This window comes from Streptomyces sp. NPDC005551 (assembly GCF_042871785.1).
Taxonomy (GTDB): Bacteria; Actinomycetota; Actinomycetes; order Streptomycetales; family Streptomycetaceae; genus Streptomyces.
Genome location: NZ_JBIAJE010000002.1, coordinates 922,713 through 937,003, shown reverse-complemented (window position 1 = coordinate 937,003; position 14,291 = coordinate 922,713). Strand labels below are relative to the sequence as shown.

General features: G+C 72.3%; 11 protein-coding genes and 1 rRNA gene. 7 read left to right on the top strand and 5 right to left on the bottom strand.

Going from position 1 to position 14,291, the window contains the following annotated elements; translation table 11 throughout:
* Positions 1-166 precede the first annotated feature (166 nt).
* Positions 167-283: ribosomal RNA gene (rrf, locus tag ACFYP4_RS08230) — 5S ribosomal RNA — on the top strand.
* 116 nt (positions 284-399) lie between these two features.
* Here rrf and ACFYP4_RS08225 read toward each other — a convergent pair.
* Genes ACFYP4_RS08225 through ACFYP4_RS08205 form a run of 5 tightly spaced genes read right to left on the bottom strand, consistent with a single transcriptional unit; the run spans position 400 to position 6,091 of the window.
* Complete coding sequence (locus ACFYP4_RS08225) at positions 400-1,710, bottom strand: DUF58 domain-containing protein (protein WP_388783797.1); 1,311 nt, start codon at positions 1,708-1,710, stop codon at positions 400-402.
* Entirely contained in the window at positions 1,710-2,699 is a 990-nt protein-coding gene (locus tag ACFYP4_RS08220; protein ID WP_388783872.1) for an AAA family ATPase, read from the bottom strand. Before ACFYP4_RS08220 ends, ACFYP4_RS08225 begins: the two co-directional genes overlap by 1 nt.
* Positions 2,699-3,889 carry a DUF4350 domain-containing protein gene (locus ACFYP4_RS08215; RefSeq protein WP_388783794.1) on the bottom strand — a complete coding sequence of 397 codons (1,191 nt, stop codon included), beginning with the start codon at positions 3,887-3,889 and terminating at the stop codon, positions 2,699-2,701. The genes ACFYP4_RS08220 and ACFYP4_RS08215 overlap by 1 nt, the downstream gene beginning before the upstream one ends.
* A complete protein-coding gene (locus ACFYP4_RS08210; RefSeq protein WP_358853677.1) occupies positions 3,886-4,692 on the bottom strand; it encodes a DUF4129 domain-containing protein in 807 nt (268 codons plus the stop codon). Before ACFYP4_RS08210 ends, ACFYP4_RS08215 begins: the two co-directional genes overlap by 4 nt.
* A gap of 4 nt (positions 4,693-4,696) precedes the next feature.
* Positions 4,697-6,091 (bottom strand): glycerophosphoryl diester phosphodiesterase membrane domain-containing protein, encoded by a 1,395-nt coding sequence (locus tag ACFYP4_RS08205; protein WP_388783791.1) that lies wholly within the window; start codon positions 6,089-6,091, stop codon positions 4,697-4,699.
* A gap of 140 nt (positions 6,092-6,231) precedes the next feature.
* Here ACFYP4_RS08205 and mtnA point away from each other — a divergent pair, with 140 nt between their 5' ends.
* The 6 genes from mtnA (at position 6,232) to hpf (ending at position 14,121) form a co-directional block, all read left to right on the top strand.
* The gene (gene mtnA, locus ACFYP4_RS08200) at positions 6,232-7,380 is read left to right on the top strand and encodes an S-methyl-5-thioribose-1-phosphate isomerase (protein WP_388783788.1); all 1,149 of its coding nucleotides are present in this window, start codon (positions 6,232-6,234) and stop codon (positions 7,378-7,380) included.
* Positions 7,381-7,384: 4 nt separating this feature from the next.
* Complete coding sequence (mtrA, locus tag ACFYP4_RS08195; RefSeq protein WP_199210776.1) at positions 7,385-8,074, top strand: two-component system response regulator MtrA; 690 nt, start codon at positions 7,385-7,387, stop codon at positions 8,072-8,074.
* Between the two features lies 1 nt (position 8,075).
* Entirely contained in the window at positions 8,076-10,160 is a 2,085-nt protein-coding gene (mtrB, locus tag ACFYP4_RS08190; RefSeq protein WP_358853680.1) for an MtrAB system histidine kinase MtrB, read from the top strand.
* Positions 10,150-11,976 carry an LpqB family beta-propeller domain-containing protein gene (locus ACFYP4_RS08185; RefSeq protein ID WP_358853681.1) on the top strand — a complete coding sequence of 609 codons (1,827 nt, stop codon included), beginning with the start codon at positions 10,150-10,152 and terminating at the stop codon, positions 11,974-11,976. The genes mtrB and ACFYP4_RS08185 overlap by 11 nt, the downstream gene beginning before the upstream one ends.
* A 192-nt stretch (positions 11,977-12,168) precedes the next feature.
* Positions 12,169-13,113, top strand: coding sequence for a ComF family protein (locus ACFYP4_RS08180; protein WP_388783783.1), 945 nt, complete (start codon positions 12,169-12,171; stop codon positions 13,111-13,113).
* A 315-nt stretch (positions 13,114-13,428) separates the two neighbouring features.
* Positions 13,429-14,121, top strand: coding sequence for a ribosome hibernation-promoting factor, HPF/YfiA family (hpf, locus tag ACFYP4_RS08175; RefSeq protein WP_358853683.1), 693 nt, complete (start codon positions 13,429-13,431; stop codon positions 14,119-14,121).
* Positions 14,122-14,291: the final 170 nt, after the last annotated feature.

The window sequence follows — 14,291 nt, the reverse complement described above, 5'->3', positions numbered from 1 at the left end:
GGTTGATAGGCCAGATCTGGAAGCACCGCAAGGTGTGGAGGTGACTGGTACTAATAGGCCGAGGGCTTGTCCTCAGTTGCTCGCGTCCACTGTGTTGGTTCTGAAACCACGAACAACCCCGTACCCAGGGCCACTGGGTACGGTGCGGTTGACAGTTTCATAGTGTTTCGGTGGTCATAGCGTGAGGGAAACGCCCGGTTACATTCCGAACCCGGAAGCTAAGCCTTACAGCGCCGATGGTACTGCAGGGGGGACCCTGTGGGAGAGTAGGACGCCGCCGAACAATCTTTGGAGAAAACCCCCGTACCGGGATACCGGTACGGGGGTTTTCTGCGTTTGTCGTTCCGCTGCATCACTGGGGGCCTCTTTCGGAGAGGCCCCCCTTTTTGTGTTCCCCGGCTACAAGCGGCCGGCAGCTTTCAGGGCGAGGTATGCGTCGGCAAGAGCAGGTGCCAGTTCGTCCGGAGTGGCGTCGACGACCGTGACGCCGTGGCGACGCAGCTGTCCGGCCGTGCGATGGCGTTCCGTTTGGGCCTGTGCCGCGGCTGCTGCTTCGTACACGGCTTTCGTTGTGCCCCTGGCGGTCGCCATGCGCGCGACGTGCGGATCGGCCACGGAGGCCACCAGCAGCGTATGACGCCGGGTGAGCCGGGACAGTACAGGGAGCAGGCCCTCCTCGACGGGGGCCGCGTCGAGGCTCGTCAGCAGGACGATCAGGGAGCGGCGGGGAGCCGTACGGAGTGCCATGGCGGTCAGACCGCGGGCATCGGTCTCGACGAGTTCCGGTTCCACGGTCGCCATCGCGTTGACCAGGGAAGGCAGGACGTCGACTGCCGAGCGGCCCTGGACCAGGGCACGTACCCGGCGGTCGTACGCCAGGAGGTCCACCCGGTCGCCGGCCCGGGAGGCGAGGGCGGCCAGCAGGAGGGCCGCGTCCATCGAGGCATCGAGCTTCGGGGCGTCGCCGACGCGGCCGGCCGAGGTGCGGCCCGTGTCGAGGACGAGCAGGATGTGCCGGTCGCGCTCGGGGCGCCAGGTGCGGACGGCGACCGTGGTCTGCCGAGCCGTGGCGCGCCAGTCGATGGAACGGGTGTCGTCCCCGGGAACGTACTCGCGAAGGCTGTCGAACTCCGTGCCTTCACCACGCGTCAGCACGCTCGTGCGGCCGTCCAGTTCGCGGAGGCGGGCCAGCCTGGAGGGCAGGTGCTTCCTGCTGGTGAACGGGGGCAGGACGCGTACCGTCCAGGGAACGCGGTGGCTGCCCTGGCGGGAGAAGAGGCCGAGAGGACCGAACGAGCGGACTGTGACGCGGTCCGCCTGGCGGTCGCCGCGCCGGGTGGGGCGCAGCCGGGTGGTGACGCGCCGGCGTTCCCCCGCGGGGACGGTCAGGCGGTGACGGGACGCGGCCACCTCCGTGCCGGGCTCCCAGCTGCTGGGCGGCCAGGCGTCCCGCAGCCGGGCGCGCAGAGGACGGCCGGACGGGTTGGTGACCGTCAGGGTGACCTCGGCGCTCTCACCGAGGCGTACCGAGGTGTCACCGGAGCGCGCCAGGCCCAGCCGGCGCACCGGGGCGGCCAGGGCGAAGTCGCAGGCGCACGCCAGGGCCAGAGGGGCGTTCACGGCGAGGATGCCCGTCCAGCCGGGTTCCCAGATGCCGACGGGCAGCGAGCCGAGGGCCGCGATCAGCGCGGCACGTCCGGTGAGAGCCATCAGCGGGGAACGGGGACGTGGGCCAGGATCGCGTTGATGACGGAGTCGGCCGTCACGCCTTCCATCTCGGCCTCGGGCCGCAGCTGGATCCGGTGGCGCAGGGTGGGCAGGGCGAGTGCCTTCACGTCGTCGGGGATGACGTAGTCGCGGCACGTCAGCCAGGCCCAGGCGCGGGCCGTGGCGAGGAGGGCCGTCGCGCCTCGCGGGGACACGCCGAGGGTGAGTGACGGCGATTCACGGGTGGCGCGGCAGATGTCGACCACGTAGCCGGTGATCTCGGGGGAGACGGCTGTCTTCGTGACGGCGTCGCGGGCTGCCTCGAGGTCGGCCGGTCCCGCCACGGGCCGTATGCCGGCGGCGCGCAGGTCGCGTGGGTTGAAGCCCTCGGAGTGCCTGGTGAGGACGTTGATCTCGTCCTCGCGGGAGGGCAGCGGGATCGTCAGCTTGAGGAGGAAGCGGTCCAGCTGGGCTTCGGGGAGGGGGTACGTGCCCTCGTACTCGACCGGGTTCTGGGTCGCGGCGACCAGGAACGGTTCCGGGAGCGGGCGGGCGGTGCCGTCCACCGTGACCTGGCGTTCCTCCATCGCTTCGAGGAGGGACGACTGGGTCTTGGGCGGGGTGCGGTTGATCTCGTCCGCGAGGAGGAGGTTCGTGAAGACCGGGCCGGGCTGGAAGGAGAACTCGGCGGTGCGGGCGTCGAAGACGAGGGAGCCGGTGATGTCGCTCGGCATCAGGTCGGGAGTGAACTGCACGCGCTTGGTGTCGAGTTCGAGCGCCGATGCGAGGGCGCGGACGAGCAGCGTCTTGGCGACTCCGGGGACTCCTTCGAGGAGTACGTGTCCGCGGCAGAGGAGGGCGACGACGAGACCGGTCACGGCGGGATCCTGGCCGACCACGGCTTTGGCGATCTCGGCACGCAGGGCTTCCAGGGAGGCGCGGGCGGCGCCCGCGTCCCCGGTGTACCCGGCGTTGTCAGTGGTCGGGTCCATCATGAACGGCGTACCTCTCTTTCGAGGGCGTCGAGTTGGTCGGCGAGTGCGATGAGGGCCGCGTCGTCGCCGGGCGGCGGGCCGAAGAGCAGGGAGTGCAGGGTCTGTCCGTCGTGCGAGAGGTGGGCGGACAGGGCAGGGAGCAGGGCCTCGGGCGCGTGCGCCTGGGCCGGGGAGACGCCGATGAGGGGGGCGAGGCGGGTGCGGGTGGTGGAGCGCAGAGCGCCCGCCGCGCGGTCACGGGCGTTGGCCTTGCGGTAGAGGCGGGCGCGGCCTTCGACGGTCTCGGAGGCGCGGACCGCGACGGGAAGGCGCTCGGGGACGAGGGGGCCGAGGCGGCGGGCTCGCCACAGGGCGGCCAGGCATGCCGCGACGAAGAGCTGCAGTGTGCCCCAGAGCCAGCCCGAGGGGAGCAGGTCGAGGAAGCTCTGCTCGCCCTCGTCGTCGGCGGAGGTGTCCGAGAGGGAGGGGAGGTACCACACCACATGGGGGCGGGAACCGAGCAGTTGCAGGGCGAGGGAGGCGTTGCCCTGCTCGTCGAGGCGGTCGTTGCAGAGGATGTCGGGGGCGCCCAGCAGGACGGTGTCGCCGTCTCCGGAGGCCGCCGGGACGCGCAGCAGGGTGGGCAGGCCGTCGCTGGGGTAGCAGGAGTCGGCTTCGAGGTCGGTGCGGTAGCGGATGCCGCCGGTGTCCGCGGTGCCCGCGCGGCGGGCGGCGGGCAGGTCGCAGTGGGGGGAGAGCGTCGAGTCGAAGCTGGTCGCGGGGTCGGCGCTGACTCCGGGGACGAGGCTGCCGAGGGACGGCGACCCGGGGGCGAGCAGGATCGTGCGGCCGCCGGAGTGCTCGGACGCCGTGTGCAGCAGGGTCTGCTGACGGGAGGTCAGCAGGTCGGGGGCGGCCACCAGCAGGGTGGTGTCGGGGCCGGCGGCGTCGCGGGCCGCGTCGGTGGTCGTGACCACACGCGTGGACACCCCGCGGTTGGCGAGGAGTTCGGCGACGGCACGGCTGCCGCTCGGGTCGGCGGAGCGCGGGTCGAGACGGCCGTGCCGGGCGTCGGAGCGCACCGCGGCGATCACGACGGCCGCCACCAGGAGCGCCACGAGGGCGAGCAGGACGCCGCGCGAGCGGGTCCACACCTGGCGGCCGGTGGGCGAGGCCGAGGTGGACGGGAGCGTGGCCTCGGTGCTCACCGGGCGGCTCCCGGGCCGGCCCGGTGGGCCGCGCCGGCCGCGAGTACGGGCCTGGTGCGTTCCAGGTCGCTGTCCAGGTCCGCGAGCCTGCGGTACGTCGCTTCGGAAGCCGCGCGTCCGCCGTATGTGACGTCGTCGAAGTCCCGGGCGGCGGTGCGCAGCCGGTCCGTGTGCGAGGGCAGGGTGCGGCCCGCCTCCGCGGCGGCCTCGTCGGCGGTGCGGCCGGGGCGGGGGTCGAGCAAAGCGCGTTCCTCCAGGGAGCGGACGACGGCGCGCATGCGTTCCTGGACGGCCTGGTTCCAGTGGCCCTGGGCGGCGTGTGCCTCGGCGGCCGCGCGGTGTTCGGCGGCGCTGCGGGGACGGTCGTCGAACAGCGTGGCGGACGAGGCGGGGGCGCGACGCGGGGTGCCGAGGCGCCACCACAGCGCGCCTAGCACGGCCAGCACTGCGAGCACGATGACGACGAGGCCGAGCGCGCCCCCGGGGGTGGCGTCGGAGGTGGCGCCGAGCAGCTTGCCCAGCCACTCCCAGAAGGCGTCCAGTGCGCGCTGGAGGAGGCCGGGGTCGTTCTCGTGGTACATCCGCTTGGACAGTTCGCGCCGGGCGGCCTCCCGGGCGGGGGCGCGCTCGGTGGTCACCGGCGGTTCGCCGCCGGAGCGGGCCAGGGACAGCAGGCCCCCGGCCCCGGCGTGCGGCAGCGTGAGCAGGGCGGTGTCGCCGGTGTGCGACAGCCACCGCAGGGCCGTTCCGGCGACGCGGGGCAGCGCCGGTCCCGCCGTGAGGAATCCCCCCGCCAGGCTCACCGCATCAGCTCCCCGGCATGGCGCCGGTGGTGCCTGCGCCGTAGCCCTGGACACCGGCCGCGCGGGCCAGGTCGAGGTCGAGGGCCTCGCGGCGGATGCGCTGGTCGATGTAGAGCAGCACCGTCACACCGGCGTTGATCGGGAGGGTGAGCATGGATCCGATCACCGCGCCGACACCGCTGACGACGAGGAACGTCCAGCCGAGGCCCCCGGTGCCGTTGACGAAGGCGCCGATGCCGTCGCCGCTCAGCGCGGCGGCGACGAGGGCGAACGGGATCACGATGATCGACGCCACGACGTTGGCGATGACGGTGGCGAGCAGCTGGATGCCGAAGATGCGCCACCAGGAGCCGTGCACCAGCTTCACGGAGCGCTTCAGCGACTTCCTGACGCCCTGCTTCTCCAGCATCAGGGCGGGCGAGGCGAGCGAGAAGCGGACCAGTACCCAGATCGCGACGAGGCTCGCGCCGAAGCCGCCGATGAGGCCGAGCGCCGCACCGCCCGCGGCGGATCCGGCGACGGCGACCAGGACGCCGGGCAGCACGCCTACGGCGAGGATCGCGGCCCCGGTCAGCATCAGCAGGAAGACCAGTCCGAAGAGCTTGGGCAGCCGGGGACGGGCGTCGCGCCAGGCCTCCGCCGTGGTCACCGGCTTGCCGAGTACGGCACGGCTGGTCACGCTCGTGAGCAGGGCCGTGGCGAAGACGGTGCCGATCATGCTGACCAGAGCGACGGCTCCGGAGCTCAGCATCAGGTCGCCGAAGGCGCGGCCGAGCTCTCCTGCCGTGGCGCTGGGGTCGTCGAGGACGTCGGAGCCGGCCCTGTCGTCCAGGACCAGGCCCCGGAGCAGGACGACGATCACCTCCGTGACGACGGCGACGGTCAGGGAGATTCCGAGGACCGTGCGCCAGTACGTGCGCATGGTGGAGACCGCGCCGTCGAGGATCTCGCCGACGCCGAGCGGGCGCAGCGGGATCACGCCGGGCTTGGCCGCGGGCGGCGGGCCGCCCCAGTTGCCTCCCCAGCCGCCGGGTCCGGCGTATCCACCGGGTCCGCCGTAACCGGGTCCGCCGTAACCGGCGCCGGGCCCGGGCCCGGGGACGCCGTAGCCGGGTGCCCCGTAGCCGGGTGCCCCGTAGCCGGGGCCGCCGGGGCCCGCAGACGGCGGGGCGCCCCAGCCCTGGCCGGGCTGTGGCGGAGGCGGCGGGGCCTGCGGCGGTGCCTGGGGGGCCGGAGCGGTCCACCGGCCGGGCGGGGGCTGCTCCTTGGACCACTTCGACGGGGGGTCGGCCGGGTCCGTGCCGTGCGGGTCCGTGGGCTGTGCAGGGCCGGTGCGGTCCGGTTCCTGCCCGTCGGAGGGGGCGGATCCGGGCGAGGCCCAGCCCGGAGTGTCGTTCATCGTCGCTCCTTCACGGTGCCCTTCCGCGGGCGCGGCGGCAGGTTGGCAGCCATCGTGCCACGGCGTGCGTGTCCGGGGACCGGGGGTCGTCCGGGCTGCACACCTTCAATTGTCCGCCCGGTACGGGGCAGACTGAGCGGATGGCTGATCAGTACGCGCAGGTCCGCGAAGACAACCGGCCCACGGAGATACCGGCGATCCGCTGGGAGGAACCACCCGAAGGCCCCGTACTGGTTCTCCTCGACCAGACGCGGCTGCCGGCCGAGGAGGTCGAGCTGGTGTGCACGGACGCCCCCGCGCTGGTGGAGGCGATCCGCACGCTCGCGGTGCGCGGGGCGCCGCTGCTCGGCATCGCCGGGGCGTACGGGGTCGCGCTCGCCGCCGTGCGCGGCTTCGAGGTGGAGGACGCCGCCGTGGAGCTGGCCGGCGCCCGGCCGACCGCGGTGAACCTCGCCGTCGGGGTGAACAGGGCCCTGGCCGCGTACCGCGCCGCGCTCGCCGGCGGTGGCGGCCAGGGGCAGGCCGCCGCGGCGGCGCTCACCGCGGCGCGGGCCCTCCACCGGGAGGACGCCCAGGCCAGCGCACGTATGGCGGAGCACGGCCTGGCCCTGCTGGATGAGCTGCTGCCGGGCGGCGGCCACCGGATCCTGACCCACTGCAACACCGGAGCGCTGGTGTCCGGCGGGGAGGGCACGGCGTTCGCGGTGGCCCTGGCGGCACACCGGGTGGGGCGGCTGCGGCGGCTGTGGGTGGACGAGACGCGGCCTTTGCTGCAGGGTGCGAGGCTGACCGCGTACGAGGCGGCGCGCAACGGAATGGCGTACACCTTGCTCACGGACAGTGCGGCGGGCTCCCTGTTCGCCGCGGGAGAGGTGGACGCGGTGCTCGTCGGTGCCGACCGGATCGCCGCCGACGGTTCGGTGGCGAACAAGGTGGGGAGCTATCCGCTCGCCGTGCTGGCCCGCTACCACCACGTGCCGTTCATCGTGGTGGCGCCGGTGACGACGGTGGATCCGGGCACTCCCGACGGCGCTTCCATCGAGGTCGAGCAGCGGGGCGGTCATGAAGTGACGGAGATCACAGCACCTCAGGTGCCGGTGGCGGGAGTGGGAGCGGGAGGCGGGATACCGGTGGCACCCCTGGGCACCCAGGCGTACAACCCGGCATTCGATGTGACGCCGCACGAGTTGGTGACGGCGATCGTCACCGAAGAGGGCGCCGTGTCGCCCGTCACGGCGGAGGCGCTAGCCGAGCTGTGTGCCAGGTCACGCCAAGTAACGATTAGCTAATGGGATGATGTCGTTTATGAAGGGACGAGTCCTTGTCGTCGATGACGACACCGCACTGGCCGAGATGCTCGGCATTGTGTTGCGTGGTGAAGGTTTTGAGCCGTCTTTCGTAGCCGACGGCGACAAGGCGCTGGCCGCTTTCCGTGAGAGCAAGCCCGATCTGGTGCTCCTGGACCTGATGCTGCCCGGACGGGACGGTATCGAGGTGTGCCGCCTGATCAGGGCGGAGTCCGGGGTGCCGATCGTGATGCTCACGGCGAAGAGCGACACCGTCGACGTCGTGGTCGGCCTCGAGTCGGGCGCCGACGACTACATCGTGAAGCCGTTCAAGCCAAAGGAGCTGGTGGCGCGGATCAGGGCGCGGCTGCGGCGGTCCGAGGAGCCGGCGCCCGAGCAGCTCACCATCGGTGATCTGGTCATCGACGTCGCCGGTCACTCTGTGAAGCGGGAGGGGCAGTCCATCGCACTGACGCCGCTTGAGTTCGATCTGCTGGTGGCGCTGGCCCGCAAGCCGTGGCAGGTGTTCACGCGTGAGGTGCTCCTGGAGCAGGTGTGGGGCTACCGGCACGCGGCGGACACCCGCCTGGTCAATGTCCATGTCCAGCGGCTTCGCTCCAAGGTCGAGAAGGACCCGGAGCGGCCGGAGATCGTGGTGACCGTACGTGGTGTCGGTTACAAGGCCGGACCGAGCTGACATGTCCAGGGACAGTGCCGCTTCGGCGCCCGGGCAGCCGGGGGCTCGCGCGGAGCGGCCTGTCGGTCGGACGATGACGGGCTCCCGCTGGGGACGCTTCGTCCCGGGCGGGCTGCTCCAGGGCGGAGTCCAGGGCAGCCCGGTCCTGCGGCTGTTCACGCGCTGGGTGCGCCGCCCGCTGCTGCCCGTCATGCGGCTGTGGCGGCGCAACATCCAGCTCAAGATCGTCGTGACGACCCTGTTGATGTCGCTCGGTGTGGTGCTGCTGCTCGGCTTCGTCGTCATCGGGCAGGTGCGCAACGGCTTGCTGGACGCCAAGGTGAGGGCCTCGCAGAGTCAGGCCACCGGCGGGTTCGCCGTGGCCAAGCAGAAGGCGGACACGGCCGCGGCTTCGAGCGGCGACGGCGGTTCGGACACGGAGGGCCGATCGCCGCAGAGCGTCAGCCCCCAGTGGATGAGCGACCTGGTCTGGTCGCTGTCCAGCGGCGGGCAGGGCGCCTTCGACGTGGTGACGCTCAGCACGTCCGCCCCGGTCGGCGACGAGAGCGGCGGGCGCGGCCCGCGTGCCTCCGGCAACGTCGACCCGGCGGCCAGTGTGCCCGAGGACCTGCGGCGCCGCGTCGACACCAGCACGGCCGCCGCCCAGAGCTACACCCGTGTCGTCTACACGGACGAGAAGGAGTCCCAGCCGGCGCTGGTCATCGGCAAGCAGGTCAACGACCCCAAGGGCAACCCGTACCAGCTGTACTACCTCTTCCCGCTGACGCAGGAGGAGAAGTCGCTGAGCCTGGTCAAGGGGACGCTCGCGACCGCCGGGCTGTTCGTCGTGGTGCTGCTCGGCGCCATCGCCTGGCTCGTGGTGCGCCAGGTGGTCACGCCGGTACGGATGGCGGCGGGCATCGCCGAGCGGCTCTCCGCCGGCCGCCTGCAGGAGCGGATGAAGGTCACCGGCGAGGACGACATCGCCCGGCTCGGCGAGGCGTTCAACAAGATGGCGCAGAGCCTGCAGCTGAAGATCCAGCAGCTGGAGGACCTGTCCCGGATGCAGCGGCGGTTCGTGTCCGACGTGTCGCACGAGCTGCGTACGCCGCTGACGACCGTGCGGATGGCCGCCGACGTCATCCACGACGCGCGCGTGGACTTCGATCCGATGACCGCCAGGTCGGCCGAGCTGCTCGCCGACCAGCTGGACCGGTTCGAGACGCTCCTGGCGGATCTGCTGGAGATCAGCCGCTTCGACGCCGGAGCGGCGGCCCTGGAGGCCGAGCCGATAGACCTGCGGGAAGTCGTCCGCAGAGTCATCAGCGGGGCCGAGCCGCTCGCCGAGCGGAAGGGCACGCGCATACGCGTCGTCGGCGACCAGCAGCCCGTGGTCGCGGAGGCGGACGCCCGGCGCGTGGAGCGGGTGCTGCGCAATCTCGTCGTCAACGCCGTGGAGCACGGCGACGGCAAGGACGTCGTGGTCAGGCTCGCCGTGGCGGGCGGGGCGGTCGCCATCGCGGTCCGTGACTACGGCGTGGGCCTCAAGCCCGGTGAGGCGACCCGCGTCTTCAGCCGTTTCTGGCGGGCCGACCCGGCACGCGCGCGGACCACCGGCGGTACCGGGCTCGGCCTGTCCATCGCCCTGGAGGACGCGCGGCTGCACGGCGGCTGGCTCCAGGCGTGGGGCGAGCCGGGCGGCGGTTCGCAGTTCCGGCTGACGCTGCCGCGGACGGCGGACGAACCGCTGAGGGGATCGCCGATACCCCTGGAACCCAAGGACTCCCGGCGCAACCGAGGACTCCACGACGCCGGTCTGCCGCACGCCGGCGGTGGCAAGCTCGCCACGGTCCCCGTCCAGCCGTCCGGCGAGCACGCGGCGGCGCGGGTGCCCATGGCGGCCCGGCCGGCCGGCGCGCCCCCCACGGCGGACCCGACGGCACTGCCCGGCAACGGGGCACGCGTGGTGCCGCGGCCCGCCCAGCCCGCCCGGCGGCAGGACGATCCGCCGCCCGCGGCGGCGCCCGGGGACGGCGCGCAGCGGCCGTCCGACGGGGGCGGCAGGACGGACGAGGCGAAGGAAGGGAAGGCATTTCGTGGGCGCTGAGGGGGGAGGCCGCCGGCGCCCGGTGCGTCTCGGGGTGTACGTCGGCTGTGGTGCCGTACTGCTCGCGGGGTGCGCCTCGATGCCGGACGGCGGGGATCTGCGCGACGTGGAGTCGACGCCGCGGCAGGAGGCGCAGGTGCGGGTGTTCGCGATGCCGCCGCGGGAGGACGCCCGGCCGGAGGAGATCGTGCAGGGCTTCCTGGAGGCGCTGACCAGTGACGACCCGCAGTACGAGACGGCTCGCAAGTACCTGACCGAGGGCGCCCGGCGGAAGTGGAAGCCGTACGAGTCCACGACCGTGCTCGCGGACGGGCCGAACACCGTGCCGCAGCACGGGGACCGGGAGAGCGGCGACGACTACGTCTACACGCTGTCCGGGCTCAAGGTCGCCACCGTGGACGCGCAGCACGCGTACGCGCCCGACGACGGCGCGTACAAGAAGTCGGTGTACCTCACGCAGCAGAAGGACAGGCAGTGGCGCATCGACGGGCTGCCGCAGGGCGTGCTGATGGGCAAGTCCGACTTCCAGCGCAACTACCTGTCCGTGAACAAGTACTACTTCGCCTCGACCGTGCCCACCGGCTCGGGCGGGCGGCCGGGAGCCGTCGCCGACCCGATCTACGTGCGCAAGGAGGTCGACCCGATGACCGAGACGGTCCGGGCACTCCTGAGGGGGCCCACACGCTGGCTGGATCCGGTGGTGAGGTCGAGCTTCCCCTCGCGCACGGCTCTCAGGAGCGGTGTCGGTTCGCTGGCACCCGACGACCAGAACAGGCTCACGGTGCCGCTGAACGCGAAGGCGGACCACGTCGGGCAGTCCCAGTGCACCAGGATGGCGGCCCAACTCCTCCTCACGCTCAAGGATCTGACCCCCACCGGGGTGGAGGAGGTGAAGCTCGAGCGCTCCGACGGCTCGCAGCTGTGCGTGCTCGGCCAGGACAGGTCGGGGACCGTCGCCTCGCACGGCGCGGGAAAGCCGCCCGAGTACCAGTACTTCATCGACGAGAAGCAGCGGCTGGTGCGGCTGCTGGCCACCGGCAGCGGCAAGGATCCCGAACCGGTGCCCGGGGCGCTGGGCGAGGGCGGCAAGGCACTGCGTACCGCCGCGGTCTCACGCGGTGAGGACAGCGCGGCCGGGGTTTCCCTCGACGGGCGTTCGCTCTACGTGGGGTCGCTGGTGTCGGGCAGTTCGCTCGGCCCGGCGGTGCTGCGCAGCCGGGGCAAGACCGAGGACGAGCGGCTGACGAGGCCCAGCTGGGACGGTTCGGGTGACCTGTGGGTGGCCGACCGCGACCCGGAGAACTCCCGGCTGCTGCTGCTGGAGAAGGGCGCGGGCGACCCGGTCACGGTCAGGACGCCGCAGCTCGACGGCCGTATCAAGGCGGTGCGGGTGGCCGCCGACGGGGTGCGGATCGCCCTGATCGTGGAGAAGGACGGCAGGACGTCCCTGCAGATCGGGCGGATCGAGCGCGAGAGCGGGAGCGGTGGGCGGCCCGGCGTCTCCATCCTCGAACTGCGCTCCGCGAGCCCGCAGCTGGAGGAGGTCACGGCCATGTCGTGGGCCGCGGACAGCCAACTGGTCGTGGTCGGCCGTGAGTCGGGCGGTGTGCAGCAGATGCAGTACGTCCAGGTCGACGGTTCCACTCCGCCCCGTACGCCCCCGTCGGCGCTCACCGGCGTGAAGGAGATCGCCGCGTCCGAGGACGAGCGGCTGCCGCTGGTGGCGTACTCGGTGGACGGGATCGTGCGCCAGTCGGCGGCCTCGCAGTGGCAGAAGGTGGTCAAGGAGGGGACGGCGCCCATCTATCCCGGGTAGCCGGGAGGCCCCGGGTAGCCGGGAGGCCTTCTCCGGGAGGGCGGTGCGGGCGGTCGAGGCGTGGCCGCGAGCGCCTTGTCCCCGTGGGCGGGCACCGGACGGGTGACGCCTGTGGACGGACGGAGGACGTTGTCCACAGGGAGTTGTCCACAGGGGTGGCAGGCCGGCCCGGGCGTTGGCACAGTGGTGGCCATGCGGGGGTGGTGGCAGGACCTCACCGACCTGGTGCTGCCGGCCGAGTGCGGAGGCTGCGGACGACTTCGTACGGTGCTCTGTCCCGAGTGCCGTGCGGTTCTCTGCGACACCGTGCCGTGCCGGGTGCGTCCGGTGCCGGAGCCGGCGGGGCTGCCCGTGGTGCAAGCGGCGGCTCCCTACGAGGACGAGGTGCGGGCGGTGCTCCTCGCCCACAAGGAACGGGGCGCGCTGGCCCTCGCGGGCCCGCTGGGGGCGGCTCTGGCCGGAGCCGTGCGGGCGGGGCTGGGGGAGCGGACGCCTGAGGCGGGTGCTGCGGGGCCTGTGACCGGGCCGGGCGGCCTTCCGCCGGGCAAGCGGGCACTGGCGCCCGCCGGGTGCGCCGGGGCTGTCCCAGAGCCCGTGCTGCTCGTTCCCGTGCCGTCCGCGCGCGGGGCGGTGCGGGCCCGGGGGCACGATCCCGCGCGGCGGATCGCGCTCGCGGCGGCGGGGGAGCTGCGGCGCGGCGGGACGGCGGCCCGGGTGCTCGGCGTCCTGCGCCAGCGCCGTCCGGTGGCCGACCAGTCGGGACTCAACTCCCGGCAGCGGCTGGACAATCTCGCGGGTGCCCTGGAGGTGGCCGCCGGGGGCCGCCGGCTGCTGGCCGGTGCCGGGCGGGTGGTCCTGGTCGACGACCTGATGACCACCGGTGCCTCGCTGGCGGAGGCGGCGCGGGCGGTCCGGGAGGCGTGCGCGGCACCGCCTGCGGACACACGCGCGTACGTCTCGCGAACATGGGCACGAGCGGAAGTACCAATGATCGACGAAAGGGCGGTGACGGCCGATGAGAGGGAAAATCGAACCAGGACCCGGCCGGACATGGCAGGCACGGATCTCGGCAGAGACCGGATTCGTGCAGCGGTGGTCGCGGCCTCACCGGACGCTTTCGAAATAAACCGGAACTGAGCAAGAAGTTGCATCGTTGCAGGTAATGAGACAGGTACTTCACCTGAACGGAGGTGTACCGCAGTAGAGGGTGACGACATCCGTCCGGGCGAGATATGTTCGGTTGTGAGGCAATGGCGCAGGCCGTACCTCGCGGATCCGAATGCCGTGTCGCGGGTTTCTCCTCAATCACCCGCACCGGTGGGGTGGAGATCTTGTCCGCGGGGGAGGAGGAGGTGACAGTCACCGAGTCCGAGGTTCCGGCACTTACCGGAGTCTGGTGCAAGAGGGAGATGCTCCGCCGACGCGCGGAGCGATCCGGGAACGGAGTTCTGCGTGGACATCGTCGTCAAGGGCCGCAAGACCGAGGTGCCCGAGCGGTTCCGCAAGCACGTGGCCGAGAAGCTGAAGCTGGAGAAGATCCAGAAGCTCGACGGCAAGGTGATCAGCCTCGACGTGGAGGTGTCCAAGGAGCCCAATCCTCGACAGGCGGACCGATGTGACCGAGTGGAGATCACACTCCGCTCGCGTGGTCCGGTCATTCGGGCGGAGGCAGCGGCAAGCGATCCGTATGCGGCTCTCGACCTGGCGGCGGACAAGCTGGAGGCCCGGCTGCGCAAGCAGCACGACAAGCGCCACACGCGCCGTGGCGCCGGCCGGATCCCGGCGGCCGAGGTCGCCGACGCGGTGCCGGACGCGGCGACGTTGAACGTCGACGGCAGCATCGTCCATGACGAGCCGTCGGACGCCGTGCCCACCAAGAAGATCGGCTCGCTGGAGGTCGTGGGCGAAGGCCCCCTCGTCGTCCGCGAGAAGACCCACGTGGCCGCCCCGATGACGCTCGACCAGGCGCTCTACGAGATGGAGCTGGTCGGACACGACTTCTACCTGTTCGTCGACTCCGAGACGAAGGAGCCGAGTGTCGTCTACCGGCGGCACGCGTACGACTACGGCGTCATCCACCTGAACACGGACCCGATGGTCGCCCAGGCCGATTCGGCCGCGCCGGGTGGTGCGCTCGGCGGCTGACCCCTTCCGCTGACAGGCCGACCGGTGCCCCTGGTGAGCGCGTGCGCCCCCAGGGGCACCGGTGTGCGACCACTTCACGCCCCGCTCTGTCACCGCAGTGCCGTCCGGGCATGGAATCATGGCCGCACCGGCTCAACCCGTGGGCCGTAGCCTTGGGTTGGCGATGGCAC

Excerpts from the sequence above, each read along its gene's own strand:
- mtrA (WP_199210776.1), top strand. The coding sequence starts at position 7,385 with ATGATGTCGTTTATGAAGGGACGAGTCCTTGTCGTCGATGACGACACC.
- ACFYP4_RS08205 (WP_388783791.1), bottom strand. The coding sequence starts at position 6,091 with ATGAACGACACTCCGGGCTGGGCCTCGCCCGGATCCGCCCCCTCCGAC.
- ACFYP4_RS08225 (WP_388783797.1), bottom strand. The coding sequence starts at position 1,710 with ATGGCTCTCACCGGACGTGCCGCGCTGATCGCGGCCCTCGGCTCGCTG.
- ACFYP4_RS08180 (WP_388783783.1), top strand. The coding sequence starts at position 12,169 with ATGCGGGGGTGGTGGCAGGACCTCACCGACCTGGTGCTGCCGGCCGAG.
- mtrB (WP_358853680.1), top strand. The coding sequence starts at position 8,076 with ATGTCCAGGGACAGTGCCGCTTCGGCGCCCGGGCAGCCGGGGGCTCGC.
- ACFYP4_RS08220 (WP_388783872.1), bottom strand. The coding sequence starts at position 2,699 with ATGGACCCGACCACTGACAACGCCGGGTACACCGGGGACGCGGGCGCC.
- mtnA (WP_388783788.1), top strand. The coding sequence starts at position 6,232 with ATGGCTGATCAGTACGCGCAGGTCCGCGAAGACAACCGGCCCACGGAG.